We start from the raw sequence: 19,214 nt of genomic DNA, 5'->3' as shown, positions 1-19,214 counted from the left end.
GCGCCCCGTGCGTCCCCTCAGTCGTCACTCATCCCTGGAGTCCCGTGATGGACACCCCTCTCTCCACCATTGCCGTCGTCGGCCTCGGCACGATGGGCACCGGAATCGCCGAGGTCCTGGCCCGCTCCGGCCGCGAGGTCATCGGCATCGACACCGACGAGGCCGCCGCCCGCCGGGCCGTCGCCTCGCTGGAGGCGTCCACCGCCCGCGCCGTGGAGCGCGGGCGGATCACCGAGGAGGAACGGCGCGACGCGCTCGCCCGCTTCCGTACGTTCTCCGAACTCCAGGCTGCCGCCAACGCGGAGCTGGTCATCGAGGTCGTGCCGGAGTCGTACGAGATCAAGCAGCAGGTCTTCCGGGAGCTCGACGCGATCGTCTCCCCCGCAACGATCCTCGCGACCGGCACCAACGCCCTGTCGGTGACCCGTCTCGCGGCCGAGTCGCAGCACCCCGAGCGCGTGCTCGGCCTGCACTTCTTCAACCCGGCACCGGCGATGAAGCTGGTCGAGGTGGTCTCCTCGGTGCTGACGGCCCCGCCCGCCGTCGAGGCGGTCACCGAGCTGGCCCGTCTGCTGGGCAAGGAGCCGGTGGCGATCGGCGACCGGCCCGGGTTCGTCGCGGACGGCCTGCTCTTCGGCTACCTCAACCAGGCCGCCGCCATGTACGAGGCGAACTACGCCACCCGCGAGGACATCGACGCCGCGATGAAGCTGGGCTGCGGCCTGCCCATGGGCCCGCTGGCCCTGCTGGACCTGATCGGCATCGACACGGCCCGGACGGTCCTGGAGGCGATGTACTCCGCCTCGCACGACCGCCTGCACGCCCCCGCGCCCGTTCTCGGCCAGCTCGCCTCCGCCGGTCTCACCGGCCGCAAGGCGGGCCGCGGCTTCTACACCTACGCCGAGCCGGGCAGCCAGACCGTGGTGCCGGACGCGCTGACCCCCGCGCCGCGCGGCGCGGGGGCCGCCGGGCGCCCCGTGCGGTCGGTGGGCGTCGCGGGCTCGGGGACGATGGCCTCGGGGATCGCGGAGGTCTTCGCCAAGGCGGGCTACGAGGTGGTGCTCGCCGCGCGCGGCCAGGAGAAGGCGGACCTCGCCAAGGCCCGGATCGCCAAGTCGCTGGACCGGTCGGTCGCCAAGGGGCGGCTGAGCGAGCAGGTCCGGGACGAGGCGCTGGGCCGCATCACCGCGGCGGCCTCGCTGGACGCGTTCGCCGAGGTGGACCTGGCCGTGGAGGCGGTCGCCGAGGACCTGCTGGTCAAGCAGGAGCTGTTCGCCACGCTGGACAAGGTGTGCCGGCCGGGTGCGGTGCTGGCCACGACGACCTCCTCGCTGCCGGTCGTCGCCATCGCGCGGGCCACCGGGCGGCCCGAGGACGTCGTCGGGATGCACTTCTTCAACCCGGCGCCCGCGATGAAGCTGGTCGAGGTCGTGCGTACGGTCCTCACCGGCGACGAGGTGCACGCCACGGTCCACGAGGTGTGCCACGCGGTCCGCAAGCACCCGGTGGACTGCGGGGACCGGGCGGGCTTCATCGTGAACGCGCTGCTGTTCCCGTACCTCAACAACGCCATCAAGATGGTCGAGGAGCACTACGCGTCCCTCGATGACATCGACGCCGCGATGAAGCTGGGCGGCGGCTACCCGATGGGCCCGTTCGAGCTGCTGGACGTGGTCGGGCTCGATGTGTCGCTGGCCATCGAGAAGGTGCTCCACAAGGAGTTCCGCGACCCCGGCCTGGCGCCCGCCCCGCTCCTGGAGCACCTGGTGGCCGCCGGCTGCCTCGGCCGCAAGACGGGGCGCGGATTCCGCGAATATGCCCGGCGCTGACACGGGAGCGGGCTGGGGCGGGCTGCTCGGACCCCCGGGCGGCCCGCCCCCGCAGGCGCGCTCTCCCGCCCCCATGCAGTACGTTCACACCATGTCCCAGCCCGCCAGGTCCACCCGTGTGTCCGCCGCGCCCGACGTGCCGGAGAGTGCCGCAGGCACCCGAGCCGCGGCCCAGCGGCTCAAAATGCGCCGCGAGCTGGCCGCCGCGGCGATGGAACTCTTCGCGACGAAGGGGTACGAAGCGACCACGGTCGATGAGATCGCCGGCGCGGCGGGCGTGGCCCGGCGGACCTTCTTCCGCCACTTCCGCTCCAAGGAAGAGGCCATCTTCCCGGACCACGACGACACCCTCGTCCGGGCCGAGGCCGTCCTCAACGCGGCCCCGGCGCACGAGCATCCGCTCGACACGGTGTGCCGCGGCATCAAGGAAGTCATGAAGATGTACGCGGCCAAGCCCGCGGTCTCCGTGGCCCGCTACAAGCTGACCCGTGAGGTGCCGACCCTGCGCCAGGCGGAGATCGCCTCGGTGGCCCGCTACGAGCGGCTCTTCACCCGCTATCTGCTGGGCCACTTCGACGAGCGCGACCAGCATCCCGGCAACGACGACCCGTTGCTGGCCGAGGTCGCCGCGTCCGCCGTCGTCACCGCGCACAACCATGTGCTGCGCCGCTGGCTGCGGGCGGACGGGCAGGGCGATGTGGAGGCGCAGCTCGACCAGGCGTTCGCCATCGTGCGCGACACCTTCGGTACGGGCATCGGCGCGGGCCGCACGGCGGGCGCCGAGCCCGCTCAGCCGCCGGCCGCCTCGATGGAGACCCGGGGCGAGGTACTGGTCGCGGTGGCGCGTACGGACGCGCCCCTGGACGAGGTCATGCGGACGATCCAGCAGGCCCTCAAGGAGCGCTGAGCGGGAATCCGTTTGCCGGGTGCGCCCCCCGGTGCTGAGGTGTGCGGATGAACGATCATGTGACATCCGAACCCGCCCGTCTCCTCGCCCTCTACGACCGGGTCATGCGCGCGGGCGCCCGCCCCGAGAGCCCCGGCGCCCGCGTGGAACGCGTGGGGGACGTCGTCCGGCACGAGGGCGCGGCTCACGACTGGCACGGGGTTCTGTGGTCGGCGCCGGACCTGGACGCCGCCCGTGCGGACGCGGCGATCGCGGAGCAGGTGGCGCACTGCGAGCGGGCGGGCTGCGAGGAGTTCGAGTGGAAGCTCTACGGGCACGACCGGCCCGCCGACCTGGGCGCGCGGCTGCTGGCGGCCGGTTTCGAGGCCGAGGAGCCGGAGACGCTGCTGGTGGCGCGGGTGGCGGAGCTCGCCGCGGAGGTGCGGCTGCCGGAGGGCGTCCGGCTGGAGGAGGTGCGGGACGAGGCGGGCGCGGAGCTGATGGCGCGCGCCAATGAGCGGGCCTTCGGCCGGGACGGGTCATGGCTGCGCCGCCTGGTCCTGGAGCGGCTGCGGGAGGACCCGGAGCATTTCGTGGCGCTCGTGGCCATGGCGGGCGACGAACCGGTGAGCTCCGCCCGGATGGACTTGTACCCGGGCACGGGGTTCGCGGGGCTGTGGGGCGGCGGCACGGACCCCGCGTGGCGCGGGCGGGGCGTCTACCGGGCGCTGGTGGCCTTCCGGGCGGGCGTGGCGGCGGAGCGGGGCTACGACTACCTCCAGGTCGACGCCACCGAGGACAGCCGCCCGATCCTGGAGCGCCTCGGCTTCACGGCACTGACCAGCACGACTCCGTACATCTACCGCCGCACGCGTCCCTGACCGGCCATATCGGGGCCAATCAATCCATACCGCCGCCCGTGTTGCTCATGCGTGGCGACCGGCTGACAATTGAGGGAAATTACTGGCACCGAGTGCCTTGTCAGCTGTCACGCAGTGCCATACGTTGAAGGCATCCGGGCGGCCGGCGTGCTGGCATCTCACGTACGCCGGCTGTCCCCGCAAACCACCGCGTTTGCGCGCCCGGGCGCCTGCGTCACCAGGCAACCCTTCTGCTCCACCGAGCAAGCAGCCGAGCTCCACCCCGCCGAACCGACGGCACACCTCCAGACCCATTCCCTGTTCTCAGGGCCCCTCAGCGTTCCCTCAAACGCCGCACCATCGGAGGCACCCGTGAAGGAAATCCTGGACGCGATCCAGTCGCAGACCGAAGCGAAGGGCGGTTCCGACGCGCCCACCGCCGCCGACTTCGCGGCGCTGCCCGTGCCCGATTCGTACCGCGCGGTCACCGTCCACAAGGACGAGGCCGAGATGTTCGCGGGCGTCGACAGTCGCGACAAGGACCCGCGCAAGTCGCTCCACGTGGAGGACGTGCCGGTGCCGGAGCTCGGCCCGGGCGAGGCCCTGGTCGCGGTCATGGCCAGCTCGGTGAACTACAACTCCGTCTGGACCTCGATCTTCGAGCCGGTCTCCACCTTCGGCTTCCTGGAGCGCTACGGCAGGGTCAGCGAGCTCACCAAGCGCCACGACCTGCCGTACCACGTCATCGGTTCCGACCTGGCGGGCGTCGTCCTGCGCACCGGCCCTGGCGTCAACGCCTGGAAGCCGGGCGACGAGGTCGTCGCGCACTGCCTCTCGGTCGAACTGGAGTCCTCGGACGGCCACAACGACACGATGCTCGACCCGGAGCAGCGGATCTGGGGCTTCGAGACCAACTTCGGCGGTCTGGCGGAGATCGCGCTCGTCAAGTCGAACCAGCTCATGCCGAAGCCCGGTCACCTCAGCTGGGAGGAGGCCGCGGCTCCCGGGCTCGTCAACTCCACCGCGTACCGCCAGCTCGTCTCCCGCAACGGCGCCGGCATGAAGCAGGGCGACAACGTGCTGATCTGGGGCGCCAGCGGCGGACTCGGCTCGTACGCCACGCAGTTCGCGCTGGCCGGCGGCGCCAACCCGATCTGTGTCGTCTCCAGCGAGCAGAAGGCGGAGATCTGCCGGAAGATGGGCGCCGAGGCGATCATCGACCGCAACGCCGAGGGCTACAAGTTCTGGCAGGACGAGCAGAATCAGGACCCGCGCGAGTGGAAGCGGTTCGGCAAGCGCATCCGTGAGCTGACCGGGGGCGAGGACGTCGACATCGTCTTCGAGCACCCCGGCCGCGAAACCTTCGGCGCGAGCGTCTACGTGACCCGCAAGGGCGGCACCATCGTCACCTGCGCCTCCACCTCGGGCTACAACCACGAGTACGACAACCGCTACCTCTGGATGTCGCTGAAGCGCATCATCGGCTCCCACTTCGCCAACTACCGCGAGGCGTGGGAGGCCAACCGGCTGATCGCCAAGGGAAAGATCCACCCGACGCTCTCCAAGGTCTACTCGCTGGAGGAGACCGGACAGGCCGCCCACGACGTGCACCGCAACGCCCACCAGGGCAAGGTCGGCGTCCTGGCGCTGGCCCCGCGCGAGGGCATGGGCGTGCGCGACCGGGAGATGCGCGAGAAGCACTTGGACGCCATCAATCGCTTCCGGAACGTGTGACATGAGTGGCCGTCAGAAGGACCGCCCCTGGCTCATGCGGACGTACGCCGGCCACTCCACGGCCGAGGCGTCCAACGAGCTGTACCGCCGCAACCTCGCCAAGGGCCAGACGGGTCTGTCGGTAGCCTTCGACCTGCCGACCCAGACGGGGTACGACCCCGACCACGTACTGGCACGCGGCGAGGTCGGCCGGGTCGGTGTGCCCGTGTCGCACCTCGGTGACATGCGCCGGCTGTTCCAGGACATCCCCCTGGAGCAGATGAACACCTCGATGACGATCAACGCCACCGCCATGTGGCTGCTGGCGCTCTACCAGGTCGTCGCGGAGGAACAGGGCGCCGACCCGGGCAAGCTCCAGGGCACCACGCAGAACGACATCGTCAAGGAGTACCTGTCGCGCGGGACGCACGTCTTCCCGCCCGGGCCCTCGCTGCGGCTGACCACCGACATGATCACGTACACGGTCAACCGCATCCCCAAGTGGAACCCGATCAACATCTGCAGCTACCACCTCCAGGAGGCGGGAGCCACCCCGGTCCAGGAGATCGCCTACGCCATGTCGACGGCCATCGCCGTCCTCGACGCCGTACGCGACTCCGGGCAGGTGCCCGAGGAGAAGTTCGGGGCCGTCGTCGCGCGGATCTCGTTCTTCGTGAACGCGGGCGTCCGCTTCATCGAGGAGATGTGCAAGATGCGCGCCTTCGGCCGCATCTGGGACCGGGTCACGCGCGAGCGCTACGGCATCACGGACGCCAAGCAGCGCCGGTTCCGCTACGGCGTCCAGGTCAACTCCCTCGGCCTGACCGAGGCGCAGCCGGAGAACAACGTCCAGCGCATCGTGCTCGAAATGCTGGCCGTGACCCTCTCGAAGGATGCCCGGGCCCGCGCGGTCCAGCTGCCCGCCTGGAACGAGGCGCTGGGGCTCCCCCGGCCCTGGGACCAGCAGTGGTCGCTGCGCATCCAGCAGGTCCTGGCGCACGAGAGCGACCTGCTGGAGTACGAGGACATCTTCGCCGGCTCGCACGTCGTCGAGGCCAAGGTGGACGAACTGGTCGCCGACTCGCTGGCCGAGATGGACCGGATCGAGCAGATGGGCGGCGCCATGGCGGCCGTCGAGTCCGGCTACCTCAAGTCCGAGCTGGTCTCCTCGCACGCCGAACGCCGCGCCCGGATCGAGCGCGGCGACGAGAAGATCGTCGGCGTCAACGTCTACGAGACGACCGAGCCCAACCCGCTCACCGCCGACCTCGACGGGGCGATCATGACGGTCGACCCGGCGAACGAGGCGAAGGTCGTCGCCGCGCTCCAAGCGTGGCGGGACAACCGCGACGAGCCCCGGGCCACCGAGGCGCTGGCCGCGCTCAAGAAGGCCGCCGCCGGCACCGGGAACCTGATGGAGGCGACCGTCGAGTGCGCCCGAGCCGGGGTGACCACCGGCGAGTGGTCCTGGGCGCTGCGCGATGTGTTCGGCGAGTTCCGGGCGCCGACCGGGGTGTCGTCCGCCCCGGTCGCGGTCACCGCCGAGGAGGGCTCGCCGCTCGCCCTCGTACGCGAGAAGACCGCGCGGACCGCCGAGGAGCTGGGCGCCGGGCGGCTGCGGCTGCTGGTCGGCAAGCCGGGCCTGGACGGGCACTCCAACGGCGCCGAGCAGATCGCGGTGCGGGCCCGGGACGCCGGCTTCGAGGTGGTCTACCAGGGCATCCGCCTGACGCCCGAACAGATCGTGTCGGCGGCCGTCGCCGAGGACGTGCACTGCGTCGGCCTGTCCATCCTGTCCGGCTCGCACGCCGAGCTGGTGCCGGACGTGCTCGCCCGGCTGCGCCGCACCGGGGCCGGCGACATCCCGGTCATCGCCGGCGGCATCATTCCCCCGGCCGACGCCGAGGCCCTGATCAGGGCGGGTGTCGCCGCCGTCTTCACCCCGAAGGACTTCGGCATCACGGAGATCATCGGCCGTATCGTCGACGAGATCCGGAAAGCGAACAAGCTCGACCCTCTGGAGGTCCCCGCATGACCACGCCCGACCCGTCGCCCGCCACCACCCCGAACTCGGGCGGCTCCGCCGCGCAGCCCCTCAACCGCCTGCGCCCGCGCCGCTCGTGTCTCGCGGTACCGGGAAGCAACCCCCGGTTCCTGGAGAAGGCCCAGGGCCTCCCGGCCGACCAGGTGTTCCTGGACCTGGAGGACGCCTGCGCGCCGCTCGCCAAGGAGGGCGCCCGCCACCACATCGTGGACGCCCTGAACAACGGCGACTGGACGGGCAAGACCCGGGTGGTCCGGGTCAACGACTGGACGACGCACTGGACGTACCGCGATGTCATCACGGTGGTCGAGGGCGCGGGGCCGAACCTCGACTGCATCATGCTGCCGAAGGTCCAGGACGCCCAGCAGGTCGTCGCGCTGGACCTGCTGTTGACCCAGATCGAGAAGACGATGGGCTTCGAGGTCGGCCGCATCGGCATCGAGGCGCAGATCGAGAACGCCAAGGGCCTCGTCAACATCGACGAGATCGGTGCCGCCTCACCCCGCCTGGAGACGCTGATCTTCGGCCCGGCCGACTTCATGGCGTCGATCAACATGAAGACCCTGGTCGTCGGCCAGCAGCCGCCCGGCTACCCGGCGGACGCCTACCACTACATCCTGATGCGCATCCTGATGGCCGCCCGTACGCACGACCTCCAGGCGATCGACGGCCCCTTCCTCCAGATCCGCGACGTGGACGCGTACCGCGAGGTCGCGGGCCGCGCCGCGGCGCTCGGCTTCGACGGCAAGTGGGTCCTGCACCCCGGTCAGGTCGACGCGGCCAACGAGGTGTTCTCGCCTTCTCAGGAGGACTACGACCACGCCGAGCTGATCCTGGACGCCTACGACTGGTGCACCTCCGAGGAGGGCGGCAAGAAGGGCTCGGCGATGCTCGGCGACGAGATGATCGACGAGGCCAGCCGCAAGATGGCCCTGGTCATCGCGGGCAAGGGCCGGGCGGCCGGCATGCAGCGCACCTCCAAGTTCGAAGCCCCGGAGGCCTGATATGCAGTTCGGACGCACTTACGAGGAATTCGAGGTCGGTGCGGTCTACAAGCACTGGCCCGGGAAGACGGTCACCGAATACGACGACCACCTCTTCTGCCTGCTGACCATGAATCATCACCCGCTGCACATGGACAGCAACTATGCGGAGAGCACCACGGATTTCGGCAAGAACGTCGTCGTGGGCAACTACATCTACTCGCTGCTGCTCGGCATGTCGGTGCCGGACGTCTCCGGAAAGGCCATCGCCAACCTGGAGATCGAGTCGCTGAAGCACGTGGCGCCGACCTTTCACGGCGACACGATCTACGGCGAGACGACGGTCCTGGACAAGACGCCGTCGAGGTCCAAGAGCGACCGCGGAATCGTCTACGTGGAGACCAAGGGCTACAAGCAGGACGGCACGCTCGTCTGCGTGTTCCGACGCAAGGTCATGGTCCCCACCGAGACCTACATCAAGGAGCGGGGCGGGGAGCAGCCCGGCCGCCCTGAGCTCAGCCAGCCTTCGCAGAAGAACGTGGAGAAGCAGTCATGACGCGACTCGCCCAGACGGCCGAGCTCACCGAGGTCCAGCGGGAGATCCTTTCGACGGTCAGGAACTTTGTCGACAAGGAGATCATCCCCGTCGCGACGCAGCTCGAACACCGCGACGAGTACCCCACCGAGATCGTGGAGGGGCTGAAGGAGCTCGGCCTGTTCGGGCTGATGATCCCCGAGGAGTACGGCGGTCTGGGCGAGTCACTGCTCACGTACGCGCTGTGCGTGGAGGAGATCGCCCGGGGCTGGATGAGCGTGTCGGGCATCATCAACACGCACTTCATCGTGGCGTACATGCTCAAGCAGCACGGCACGCAGGAGCAGAAGGACACCTTCCTGCCGCGCATGGCGCTGGGCGAGGTGCGGGGCGCGTTCTCGATGTCGGAGCCGGCGCTCGGCTCGGACGTCTCGGCGATCAGCTCGAAGGGCGTCAGGGACGGCGAGGAGTACGTCCTGAACGGCCAGAAGATGTGGCTGACGAACGGCGGTACGTCCTCACTCGTCGCCGTGCTGTGCCGGAGTGACGAAGGACACCCCGAGGGCACCGCTCCCCACAAGTCGATGACGACGTTCCTGGTGGAGAAGGAACCGGGCTTCGGAGAGGTCCGGCCCGGGCTCACCATCCCCGGAAAGATCGACAAGATGGGATACAAGGGGGTCGATACCACCGAGCTCATCATGGACGGACTGCGAATTCCGGCCAATCGCGTGCTGGGGGGCGTCACCGGCCGAGGGTTTTACCAAATGATGGACGGAGTCGAGGTCGGCCGGGTCAATGTGGCGGCCCGTGGCTGCGGTGTCGCACAGCGTGCATTCGAACTGGGCGTTTCCTACGCACAGCAGCGCCAGACCTTCGGAAAGCCCATCGCGCAGCACCAGGCGATCCAGTTCAAGCTGGCCGAAATGGCCACCAAGGTCGAGGCCGCCCATGCGATGATGGTAAATGCGGCACGCAAAAAGGACTCCGGGGAGCGAAACGACCTGGAGGCAGGGATGGCGAAGTACCTCGCCTCCGAGTACTGCAAGGAAGTCGTCGAGGACGCCTTCCGTATCCACGGCGGCTACGGCTTCTCCAAGGAGTACGAGATCGAGCGCCTCTACCGCGAGGCACCGATGCTGCTGATCGGTGAAGGTACCGCCGAGATCCAGAAAATGATCATCGGGCGCCGGCTGCTCGAGGAGTACCGTTTCCAGGGTTGATCGTCCCTTTCGTGGTGATTTAACCGCGAAGAAGATCACACCCTGTCATCCTCAACCGGTGCCTTCCAGACGTCCGACTCGGCTGCTGGCTTGCCCAGTTGCGGCCAGCAACCGATAACATCGCCGGAAAAGCCGCCGTCCCCCGTTGCCAGCGCGGCTCAATCCGCTACGAAGGTCATCCATGCCCGACAGCCATACCTCTGCCTCACGCGGCCGGGTCCGCATCGCACGCGGAGCTTCGCCGTGGCTCCTGCCGACCGTCGCCACCGCCGCCCTCAGCCTGACCCGCGCCCGCCGGTCCGGGCGCTGGGCGGCCGTGGCCGTGCCCACCACCGCGCTCGCGGCGGGCATGCTCTGGTTCTTCCGGGACCCGGAGCGCGAGATCAGCCGGGGGCGCGTCATCTCACCGGCCGACGGCGTGGTGCAGAGCATCATGCCGTGGAAGGACGGGCGTACCCGCGTGGCGATCTTCATGAGCCCGCTGAACGTCCACGTGAACCGCGCGCCGCTCGCCGGCACGGTGACGTCGGTGGAGCACGTGCCCGGTGGCTTCGTCCCCGCGTTCAACAAGGAGAGCGAGAACAACGAACGCGTTGTCTGGCACTTCGACACCGAGCTGGGTGACATCGAGATGGTGCAGATCGCCGGCGCGGTGGCCCGCCGCATCGTGCCCTACATCCCGCAGGGCACGAAGGTGGAGCAGGGCGAGCGCATCGGGCTGATCCGCTTCGGCTCCCGCGTCGACATCTACCTCCCGGAAGGTGTGGACGTCGCGGTCGAGGTCGGCCAGGCCACCACCGCGGGGGTGACTCGCATTGACCGTGATTGATCCCGACACACAGGCCGGCTGGGTCCCGGAGGCCGAGGCGGAGGACGACGCCGACGACATGCCGCTCTCGCTGCGGCTGTCGATAGCGGACACCCTCACCCTCGGTAACGCCACATGCGGGTTCATGGCGGTGTACTTCACCACCACGGGCATCCTGATCCCGCACCTCACGGGCAGTGACGAGAGCGGCATGGCGCGGCACTCCGCGGCCACCGCCGTGATCCTCATGCTCATGGCGGCGATCTTCGACCTGTTCGACGGGCTCGTCGCCCGCAAGCTGCGCTCCTCGCCGATGGGTGCCGAGCTGGACAACCTCTCGGACCTCATCAGCTTCGGGCTCGCCCCGGCGTACTTCGTCCTCGTGTACGGCATGGTCGCGGACGACGCACACCAGCGGGTCTCGGCGCTCGCGGCGATCGTGGTGCTGCTGGCGGTGGTGCTCAGACTCGCGCGGTTCTCGTGCGTGACGATGAAGGACGGCATGTTCCAGGGCATGCCGAGCCCCTTCGGAGCGCTCACGGTCATCTCGATCGTGCTGCTTGAGCTGCCCTTCGTCCCGACGCTGCTCGCGATCATCGGGGTGGCGTGGCTGATGGTGAGCCGGGTCGAGTATCCGAAGCCGCGGGGCGTCCTCGCAGTGGCGATGCTCGGCTGGATCGTCTCGGCGATGGGGCTCCTGGCGGCCTGGGCGCTGGACGCCCCCGGCGGTCAGCTGCTCCTCCAGACCGGCTGCGCGCTCCAGGTGGTCCTGGGTGCGGTCATCCCGCTCTTCGCGACCGCCCGCCGGGTGAACACCTTCCGCGACAACCGCCGCGAGGCACGCGCGGCACAGCTGCCGTAGCGGACAGCACGAACGACACGAGGGCCCGGATGCCGCAAGGCATCCGGGCCCTCGTGCGTGCTCCGGCGCTTCCCCCCTCAACCCCCGCACAGTGCACATTCTTCTCATGCCCACGTCGATTATTTGAGCTTGCACGGCGAATTCTTGCGCAGCACCGTGGACTTCCTTGCGACGGTGCTCCTAGCCTGTGGGACGTCCGAAGAGCCCCCACGAGCCGCAAGGACGACTTCGACGTGACTTCCCCACCCCGACGACCGCTGCTCAAGCGCTCGATATCCGCCTCCCTCTCGCTGGCACTCGCCGCCTTCGGCACCGCCGCCGCCGTGGTGCTGACCGGCGCTCCGGCCGCCCGGGCCGCCGGTGTCCCCGCCCCCTCGCCGCTCTCCGTACCCGGCCGCGGCGCGACCGTCCCGTTCAAGGAACAGGAGGCCGAGTACGCGGCCACCAACGGCACCCTGATCGGCCCGAACCGCCTCTACGGCACGCTCCCGTCCGAGGCGTCGGGCCGGCAGGCGGTGACCCTGGACGCCGTCGGCGAGTACGTGGAGTTCACGCTCACCGCCCCCGCCGACGCGATGTCCTTCCGGTACTCGCTGCCGGACAACGCCGCCGGGACGGGCCGGGACGCCTCGATCGACGTACGCGTGAACGGGGCCTCGCCCAAGGCGGTGCCGGTGACCTCCAGGTACGGCTGGTACTACGGGGGCTACCCGTTCAACAACAACCCGGGCGACACCAACCCGCACCACTTCTACGACGAGGCCCGGACCATGTTCGGGTCGACGCTGCCTGCCGGTACGAAGGTCCGGCTCCAGGTGTCCTCGACCGCCGACTCACCGTCGTTCACCATCGACCTGGCGGACTTCGAGCAGGTCGGCGCGCCCATCGCCAAGCCCTCCGGCGCGCTGGACGTGGTCTCCGACTTCGGGGCCGACCCGACCGGGGCCGCCGACTCGACCGCCAAGATCCAGGCGGCCGTGGACGCGGGCAGGGCGCAGGGGAAGGAGGTGTACATCCCACGGGGCACGTTCCAGGTCCGCGACCACATCATCGTGGACAAGGTGACCCTGCGCGGCGCCGGGCCCTGGTACTCCGTGCTGACCGGGCGCGACCCGTCCAACCGGAGCAAGGCCGTCGGTGTCTACGGCAAGTACGCCGGGGAGGGCGGCAGCAGCAATGTCACGCTCAAGGACTTCGCCATCATCGGCGACATCCGCGAGCGGGTCGACAACGACCAGGTGAACGCCATCGGTGGCGCCCTGTCCGACTCGACCGTCGACAACGTCTGGATGCAGCACACCAAGTGCGGCGCCTGGATGGACGGTCCGATGGACAACTTCACCATCAAGAACAGCCGCATCCTGGACCAGACCGCGGACGGGGTGAACTTCCACTACGGCGTCACCAACTCGACGGTCACCAACACCTTCGTCCGCAACACCGGTGACGACGGGCTCGCCATGTGGGCGGAGAACGTTCCGAACGTGAAGAACAAGTTCACGTTCAACACGGTGATCCTGCCGATCCTCGCCAACAACATCGTCACCTACGGCGGCAAGGACATCACCCTGTCCGACAACGTCATGGCGGACACCATCACCAACGGCGGCGGCCTGCACATCGCCAACCGTTACCCGGGAGTCAACTCCGGCCAGGGCACCGCGGTTTCGGGCACCACCACGGCCGCCCGCAACACCCTGATCCGGACCGGGAACAGCGACTACAACTGGAACTTCGGGGTCGGCGCGATCTGGTTCAGCGGGCTCAACGAACCGATCAACGGCAACATCGACATCACCGACAGCGAGGTCCTGGACAGCTCCTACGCCGCGATCCACCTCATCGAGGGCGCGACCAACGGGCTGCACTTCAAGAACATCAGGATCGACGGCGCCGGCACCTACGCGCTCCAGATCCAGGCCCCCGGCACCGCCACCTTCGACAACGTCACGGCGACGCACATCGCGCAGTCGAACCCGATCCACAACTGCGTCGGCAGCGGCTTCCAGATCACCCGGGGCTCCGGGAACTCCGGCTGGTACGCCGACCCTCCGGCCTGCACCGGCGTCTGGCCGGACCCGGTGTGGACCAACGGCGGGGTCCCGGGCGGCGGCACCGGTCCCACCGACCCGCCGACCGACCCCACGGACCCGCCGACGGACCCGACCGACCCGCCCGAGGAGACCGGTAACCTCGCCCAGGGCCGTCAGGTCACCGAGTCCGGGCACGCCGACGTGTACGGCGCCTCCAACGCGGTCGACGGCAACCCGAACACGTACTGGGAGAGCTCCAACAACGCCTTCCCGCAGACGATCACCGTGGACCTCGGCGCCGCGAAGTCCGTCAAGCGGCTCGTCCTGAAGCTGCCCCCGTCGTCCGCCTGGGCGACCCGCACCCAGACCCTGAGCGTGTCGGGCAGCACCGACAACAACACGTACAACTCCCTGAAAAGCTCGGCGGGTTACACCTTCAATCCGTCGAGCGGCAACCAGGCGACGGTCACCCTGCCGGGCACGCCGGCGCGCTATCTGAAGCTGACGTTCACCGCCAACACCGGCTGGCCGGCCGCGCAGCTCTCGGAACTGGAGGCGTACACCAGCTGACCCGGCACCACCGGGACACCGGTGGGCGGCACGCGCGACGCGTGCCGCCCACCGGGCGTTTCCCCTTGCGGGGGACGCTACTTGAGGGTGTAGGACTTGGCTGCCGCCGCGACCTCGGCCGGCCTGACCACCTTCAGGCCGCCGGGGACCTTGTCGTCCGGCTTCATGATCACGCTCTCCCTGGTGGAGGGCGCCGCCGGGTCCGTGAAGTCGTGCGAGACCCCGAAATCGGTGCCGAATCCGGTGATGGTGAGCAGCGCCTTGTCGATGCCCTCGCGGGTGAGGTCCTTGGCCGTGCAGGCCTTCTTCAGGGCCTCGCCGTACAGGTCGGCGGCCGTGTAGCCGGCGATGACGCCGTTGTCGAGAACGTCCTTGGGGTAGGCGGCGGCGTACTCCTTCGCCAGCTTCGCCGGGCCGGTGCCCGGGTCGCCGATGGGCAGGGTGGAGGCGGCGACGTAGTAGTCCCGCATCAGGGCCGGGCCCGCCTGTGTCTTCAGCAGCTGCGGGGCGTACGCGGAGTTGTTGCCGATCACCGGGACCTTGAGGCCGGTGGCGGCGGCGACCCCGACGAGCGAGGCGGCCTGGCGGGGGCCCGCGCTGACGACGACGGCCTTGACTCCCGCTTGCTTCAGGGCGGCGACCTGGCCGGTCATGTCGTCGTCGGACGGCTTGATCATCTGCTCCACCACGGTGAGGCCCGCCTGCTTGGCCGCGTACTTCGATCCGGCGAGCGCGTTCTCGCCGTAGTCGCCCTCGAAGTACACATGGCCGATCTTGTCGCCCTTGGCGATGTGCTTCTCCGCCAGCAGGTAGTCGATGGCGTTGATCGTCTCGACGTCGTACGTGGCGCCGATCATACGTACGTACTTGCTGCCGAGCAGGTTCGCGGACCACGCCTGCGGCAGGACGAGGCCCTTGTCCAGGCCGTCGATGCGCTGCTCCACCGCCCCGACGAACGGGGAGCCGATGAACTGGACGAAACCCAGCACCTTCGGTTCCAGCTCGGTGTATCCCGCGACCGCCTTCTGCGGGTCGTAGCCGTGGTCGCGCACGGTCAGCTCGATCTTGCGGTCGCAGATGCCGCCCTTGGCGTTGGTCTCCTTCACCCAGAGCTGCTGGGCCTGGGTGACGCTCTTGCCGAGCGAGGCGTAGACACCGGTCATGTCGGTGAGCGCGCCGAGTGCGATCACCGAGTCGGTGACGCCCTTGCCCGTCTTCACCCCGCCCTTGGCCTCCTCTCCCCCGTCGGAGGACTTGGCCTTCTCGCTGCATCCCGTGAGGGTGAGGGCGAGGGCCGCGCACACGGCCCCGAGCACACGCAGTTTCATTTCTTCTCCCCTGGGTTCTTCATCGGGCGCGTCAGGCCGCCGGGCAGGAACAGGACCGCCGCTACGATCGCGGCGCCGTACAGATAGCGCGATGCCTCGCCCGGGGTCAGCCCGCCCGTACCGGGGGCGGCGACCAGCGGCAGGGAGTCGCTGTAGTGGGTGAGGAGCTGCGGCAGCAGCGAGACGAAGGCGGCGCCGACGACCGCCCCCGCCACGGTGCCGAGCCCGCCGATCACGATCATGGCGAGGTATTCGAGGGACAGGACCATGCCGAAGTACTCGGGCACCGTCCGCTGGAAGACCAGGGCCAGGAGCACCCCGGCCAGTCCGGCGTACATGGAGGACAGGACGAAGACCCCGGCCCGGTAGCGGGCCACCGGGACGCCCATCACACCGGCCGCGATGCGGTGGTCGCGGATGGCGTTCAGCGCCCGGCCCGGCCGCCCGCGCAGCACTCCGCGCGCGAACAGGGCGCTGAGGAGCAGGGCGAGCAGCGCCACGTACCAGAGTTTCTCGGAGGACTGGAACGGCACCGCGGCCACCAGCGTCTCGCTGTCGTCGAAGGTGAGCCCGAAGAGCGACAGCGGCGGCACCGAGCGGCCGTTGTAACCGCCGGTCAGCGACGAGGCGTTGAACAGCACGTGCTGGCCGATGAAGATCAGCGCCAGGGTGGCGATGCCGAGATAGGCCCCGCGCAGCCGTCCCGCGATCGGGCTGAACAGTCCCCCGGCGGCTCCGGCGAGGAGGACGGCGAGCACGGCCGCGAGCCAGCCGGGCAGGCCGAGCCCGGACAGGGCGTGCCCGTTCTCCGTACCGCCCTCCCCCGCCAGCACGCAGTAGCCGTAAGCGCCCACGGCGAGGAAGAACGCGTGGCCCATGGACAGCTGTCCGGTGGCCCCGGTCAGCAGGTTCAGCCCGATCGCGCCGATCGCGGCGGCCATCGCGAACAGCCCGGCCTGGAGCCAGAAGCGGTCCAGATAGAAGGGGAGGGCGAGCAGCAGCACCGATCCCGCCGCCCAGGCCCAGGTGCGGGGACGGCGCAGCCGCGCGGTCACGGTGTACGCGAACGGGGTGGCGGTCTCAGACACGGGCGGGCTCCTTCGTACCGAGGAGTCCGGCGGGGCGTACGAGCAGCACGATCACCATCACCAGGTAGGGGGCCAGGTCGCCGATGCCCCGGCCGAGGAACGACAGATCGCTCTGGTAGCCGGTGGCGAGGGATTCGGTGACACCGACGATGAGGCCGCCGGCGAGGGCGCCGGTCGTGGAGTCGAGGCCGCCGAGGATGGCGGCGGGGAACGCCTTGAGCGCGGCGAGCGAGGTCGCCCGTTCCAGGCCGGGCGTGGGGAAGACGGTGAGGAACAGCGCGGCGACGGCGGCGAGCGCCCCGGCGACCGCCCAGGCGGCGAGCGAGACCCGGCCGAGCCTGATCCCCATCAGCGCCGCCGTCCGGGGGTTCTCGGCGGCGGCGCGCATCGAGACGCCCCAGGAGGTGAAGCGGAAGGCGAGCAGGAAGACGGTGATGAGGAGGGCGGCGGCGACGAACGCGGCGACGCGGGTCTGGGCGAGCGTGACCCCGCCGATCGTCAGGACCCGGTTGCCCCAGGGGTCGCCGAGCGCGAGCACCTCGGTGCCCATGCGCCGGGTGAGTTCGGTCGTCAGGAGGATGTCGACGCCGATGGTGACGATGGCGAGGACGCTGTGGTCGCCGCCCCGGTAGCGGCGCATCACCAGGAAGTCGACGGCGGCGCCGACGACGGCCGCGCCCGCGATGCCGGTCGCGAGTGCGGGCCAGAAACCGATGTCGTCGTGGAGCACGGCGGTCACGTAACCGCCCGCCAGCAGCAGTGACGCGTGGGCGAAGTTGACGACTTCGGTGGCCTTGAAGATGACGACGAAGCCGAGCGCGATCAGGGCGTAGACCGAGCCGATGGACAGGCCGCCGAGGAGGAGTTCGATGAAGGTGGTCATTGCGGTGCTCCCAGATATGCCTGGACGACGGCGGGATCGTTCTGGACCTCGGCGGGGGTGCCGTCGGCGATCCCGCGTCCGAAATCGAGTACGGTCACGGCGTCCGCGAGCCGCATCACGACCCCCATGTCGTGCTCGACCAGCACGATCGAGATGCCGAGGCCGTCGCGGATCCCGGCCACGACCGCTGCCGTACGCTGCCGCTCGTCGGCGGTCATCCCGGCGACGGGTTCGTCCAGCAGGAGCACCTGAGGCTCCGTGCACAGCGCCCGGCCCAGCTCGACCAGCTTCTGCTGGCCGTACGGCAGTGCGCTCGCGGGCCGGTCCAACGTCGCTTCCAGGCCGATGAACTCCGCGATCTCCCGGACGCGTTCGCGGTGCGCGCGGGCCTCCCGCGATGCGGACGGCAGCCGTAGTCCGGCGGCCAGGAACCCGGCCCGGGTGAGCCGGTGCCGCCCGAGCATGAGGGTGTCGGCGACGGTGGCGTACGGGGGCAGCGCGAGGTTCTGGAAGGTGCGGGCCACCCCGAGCGCGGCGATCCGGTGCGGGGCGAGCCCGGTCAGCTCGGTCTCCCCGAGCCGGACGCTGCCGGAGGCCGCCCGGCAGACCCCGGACAGCACGTTGAACGTGGTCGACTTGCCGGCGCCGTTGGGGCCGATGACGGCGTGCACGCTGCCCGGCTCGACGGTGAACGAGACGCCGTCGAGGGCGGTGAGCCCGGCGAAGCGGACGGTGACGTCCCGGACGGTGAGCTGCGCGGGGGCGGTCACGCGGACCACCTGCTCAGGGTGCGTACGGGGGTGGCCGCCGCCCGGTCCGCGTCGGCGGCGGCCGCCTCGTCCACGACGCCCAGATAGCGGCGGCGCACCTCGTCGGAGGCGGCCAGCTCGTCGGCGGGCCCGTGCAGGGTGACCTCGCCGACCTCCAGGACGTACGCCGTGGTGGCGAGGCCCAGGGCGATCGACGCGTTCTGCTCCACGAGCAGGACGGACGTGCCGGAGGCGTTGATCTCGCGCACCGTGTCGGCGATGCGCTGCGCCATCAGCGGGGCGAGGCCGAGTGAGGGTTCGTCCAGGAGAAGCAACTGGGGGCGGGCCATCAGGGCGCGGCCCATGGCCAGCATCTGCTGCTCGCCGCCGGACAGCAGCCCGGCGCTCTGGTGGGCGCGGCCTGCGAGTACGGGGAACAGCTCGTGTACGCGGTCCAGCGCCCGGGCCGCCGCCTTACGGCCTCCGCGCGCGCCGAGGGCTCCGGCGCGCAGGTTGTCGGCCACCGTCATACGGGCGAACACCTGGCGGCCTTCGGGCACGTGGACGATCCCGGAGGCGACCACCCGGTCGGGCCGCAGCCCGTCCAGGGGGCGCCCGTCGAACCGGACGGTGCCGGTGGCGGTGCCTCCGTGGAAGCGGAGGCACCGCGATATGGCCCGCAGCAGGGTGGTCTTGCCGGCACCGTTGCCGCCGAGTACGGCGGTGATCGTGCCGGCCGGGACGTCGAGGTCGATGCCGCGCAGTGAGCGTACGGGGCCGTAGGTGGCGGTGAGTGCGCGGATCTCCAGCGTGGGCATGG

The 19,214-nt window shown here is 70.0% G+C and carries 16 protein-coding genes; 11 read left to right on the top strand and 5 right to left on the bottom strand.

The window, feature by feature from the left end; genetic code table 11:
- Window positions 1–47: 47 nt before the first annotated feature.
- The 11 genes from ACZ6C6_RS28335 to ACZ6C6_RS28285 all read left to right on the top strand — a co-directional run bounded on the left by ACZ6C6_RS28335 (window position 48) and on the right by ACZ6C6_RS28285 (window position 14,346).
- A complete protein-coding gene (locus tag ACZ6C6_RS28335) occupies window positions 48–1,829 on the top strand; it encodes a 3-hydroxyacyl-CoA dehydrogenase family protein (RefSeq protein WP_469206628.1) in 1,782 nt (593 codons plus the stop codon).
- A gap of 91 nt (window positions 1,830–1,920) precedes the next feature.
- A complete protein-coding gene (locus ACZ6C6_RS28330; protein WP_469206626.1) occupies window positions 1,921–2,736 on the top strand; it encodes a TetR family transcriptional regulator in 816 nt (271 codons plus the stop codon).
- 47 nt (window positions 2,737–2,783) lie between these two features.
- Window positions 2,784–3,596, top strand: coding sequence for a GNAT family N-acetyltransferase (locus ACZ6C6_RS28325; protein ID WP_469206624.1), 813 nt, complete (start codon window positions 2,784–2,786; stop codon window positions 3,594–3,596).
- Window positions 3,597–3,947: 351 nt separating this feature from the next.
- A complete protein-coding gene (gene ccrA, locus ACZ6C6_RS28320) occupies window positions 3,948–5,309 on the top strand; it encodes a crotonyl-CoA carboxylase/reductase (protein ID WP_469206623.1) in 1,362 nt (453 codons plus the stop codon).
- Between the two features lies 1 nt (window position 5,310).
- The gene (locus ACZ6C6_RS28315; RefSeq protein WP_469206621.1) at window positions 5,311–7,323 is read left to right on the top strand and encodes a protein meaA; all 2,013 of its coding nucleotides are present in this window, start codon (window positions 5,311–5,313) and stop codon (window positions 7,321–7,323) included.
- Window positions 7,320–8,336 carry an HpcH/HpaI aldolase/citrate lyase family protein gene (locus ACZ6C6_RS28310; RefSeq protein WP_469206619.1) on the top strand — a complete coding sequence of 339 codons (1,017 nt, stop codon included), beginning with the start codon at window positions 7,320–7,322 and terminating at the stop codon, window positions 8,334–8,336. The genes ACZ6C6_RS28315 and ACZ6C6_RS28310 overlap by 4 nt, the downstream gene beginning before the upstream one ends.
- A gap of 1 nt (window position 8,337) precedes the next feature.
- A complete protein-coding gene (locus tag ACZ6C6_RS28305; RefSeq protein WP_018100351.1) occupies window positions 8,338–8,871 on the top strand; it encodes a MaoC family dehydratase in 534 nt (177 codons plus the stop codon).
- Window positions 8,868–10,073 carry an acyl-CoA dehydrogenase family protein gene (locus ACZ6C6_RS28300; protein ID WP_469206617.1) on the top strand — a complete coding sequence of 402 codons (1,206 nt, stop codon included), beginning with the start codon at window positions 8,868–8,870 and terminating at the stop codon, window positions 10,071–10,073. Before ACZ6C6_RS28305 ends, ACZ6C6_RS28300 begins: the two co-directional genes overlap by 4 nt.
- A gap of 181 nt (window positions 10,074–10,254) precedes the next feature.
- Complete coding sequence (locus tag ACZ6C6_RS28295) at window positions 10,255–10,902, top strand: phosphatidylserine decarboxylase (RefSeq protein ID WP_469206615.1); 648 nt, start codon at window positions 10,255–10,257, stop codon at window positions 10,900–10,902.
- A complete protein-coding gene (gene pssA / locus ACZ6C6_RS28290) occupies window positions 10,889–11,743 on the top strand; it encodes a CDP-diacylglycerol--serine O-phosphatidyltransferase (RefSeq protein ID WP_469206613.1) in 855 nt (284 codons plus the stop codon). Before ACZ6C6_RS28295 ends, pssA begins: the two co-directional genes overlap by 14 nt.
- 233 nt (window positions 11,744–11,976) lie before the next feature.
- Window positions 11,977–14,346, top strand: a complete 2,370-nt coding sequence (locus ACZ6C6_RS28285) for a discoidin domain-containing protein (protein WP_469206611.1) — start codon at window positions 11,977–11,979, stop codon at window positions 14,344–14,346.
- Window positions 14,347–14,423: 77 nt separating this feature from the next.
- On the opposite strand, the gene ACZ6C6_RS28280 is transcribed toward ACZ6C6_RS28285, so the two are convergent.
- Genes ACZ6C6_RS28280 through ACZ6C6_RS28260 form a run of 5 tightly spaced genes read right to left on the bottom strand, consistent with a single transcriptional unit; the run spans window position 14,424 to window position 19,212 of the window.
- On the bottom strand, window positions 14,424–15,674 hold the full coding sequence (locus ACZ6C6_RS28280; RefSeq protein WP_469206609.1) for an ABC transporter substrate-binding protein: 1,251 nt from the start codon (window positions 15,672–15,674) through the stop codon (window positions 14,424–14,426).
- The gene (locus ACZ6C6_RS28275; RefSeq protein WP_469206608.1) at window positions 15,671–16,762 is read right to left on the bottom strand and encodes a branched-chain amino acid ABC transporter permease; all 1,092 of its coding nucleotides are present in this window, start codon (window positions 16,760–16,762) and stop codon (window positions 15,671–15,673) included. The genes ACZ6C6_RS28280 and ACZ6C6_RS28275 overlap by 4 nt, the downstream gene beginning before the upstream one ends.
- On the bottom strand, window positions 16,755–17,645 hold the full coding sequence (locus ACZ6C6_RS28270; RefSeq protein WP_469206606.1) for a branched-chain amino acid ABC transporter permease: 891 nt from the start codon (window positions 17,643–17,645) through the stop codon (window positions 16,755–16,757). The genes ACZ6C6_RS28275 and ACZ6C6_RS28270 overlap by 8 nt, the downstream gene beginning before the upstream one ends.
- On the bottom strand, window positions 17,642–18,424 hold the full coding sequence (locus ACZ6C6_RS28265; protein ID WP_469206604.1) for an ABC transporter ATP-binding protein: 783 nt from the start codon (window positions 18,422–18,424) through the stop codon (window positions 17,642–17,644). Before ACZ6C6_RS28265 ends, ACZ6C6_RS28270 begins: the two co-directional genes overlap by 4 nt.
- On the bottom strand, window positions 18,412–19,212 hold the full coding sequence (locus ACZ6C6_RS28260) for an ABC transporter ATP-binding protein (RefSeq protein WP_469206602.1): 801 nt from the start codon (window positions 19,210–19,212) through the stop codon (window positions 18,412–18,414). Before ACZ6C6_RS28260 ends, ACZ6C6_RS28265 begins: the two co-directional genes overlap by 13 nt.
- Window positions 19,213–19,214: the final 2 nt, after the last annotated feature.

This window comes from Streptomyces sp. NPDC041814, from assembly GCF_055590565.1.
This window is presented reverse-complemented; position numbering and strand designations above follow the sequence as displayed.

Excerpts from the sequence above, each read along its gene's own strand:
- ACZ6C6_RS28330 (WP_469206626.1), top strand. The coding sequence starts at position 1,921 with ATGTCCCAGCCCGCCAGGTCCACCCGTGTGTCCGCCGCGCCCGACGTG.
- ACZ6C6_RS28310 (WP_469206619.1), top strand. The coding sequence starts at position 7,320 with ATGACCACGCCCGACCCGTCGCCCGCCACCACCCCGAACTCGGGCGGC.
- ACZ6C6_RS28280 (WP_469206609.1), bottom strand. The coding sequence starts at position 15,674 with ATGAAACTGCGTGTGCTCGGGGCCGTGTGCGCGGCCCTCGCCCTCACC.
- ACZ6C6_RS28315 (WP_469206621.1), top strand. The coding sequence starts at position 5,311 with ATGAGTGGCCGTCAGAAGGACCGCCCCTGGCTCATGCGGACGTACGCC.
- ACZ6C6_RS28270 (WP_469206606.1), bottom strand. The coding sequence starts at position 17,645 with ATGACCACCTTCATCGAACTCCTCCTCGGCGGCCTGTCCATCGGCTCG.
- ACZ6C6_RS28260 (WP_469206602.1), bottom strand. The coding sequence starts at position 19,212 with ATGCCCACGCTGGAGATCCGCGCACTCACCGCCACCTACGGCCCCGTA.
- ACZ6C6_RS28305 (WP_018100351.1), top strand. The coding sequence starts at position 8,338 with ATGCAGTTCGGACGCACTTACGAGGAATTCGAGGTCGGTGCGGTCTAC.
- ACZ6C6_RS28335 (WP_469206628.1), top strand. The coding sequence starts at position 48 with ATGGACACCCCTCTCTCCACCATTGCCGTCGTCGGCCTCGGCACGATG.
- ACZ6C6_RS28295 (WP_469206615.1), top strand. The coding sequence starts at position 10,255 with ATGCCCGACAGCCATACCTCTGCCTCACGCGGCCGGGTCCGCATCGCA.
- ACZ6C6_RS28325 (WP_469206624.1), top strand. The coding sequence starts at position 2,784 with ATGAACGATCATGTGACATCCGAACCCGCCCGTCTCCTCGCCCTCTAC.
- ACZ6C6_RS28300 (WP_469206617.1), top strand. The coding sequence starts at position 8,868 with ATGACGCGACTCGCCCAGACGGCCGAGCTCACCGAGGTCCAGCGGGAG.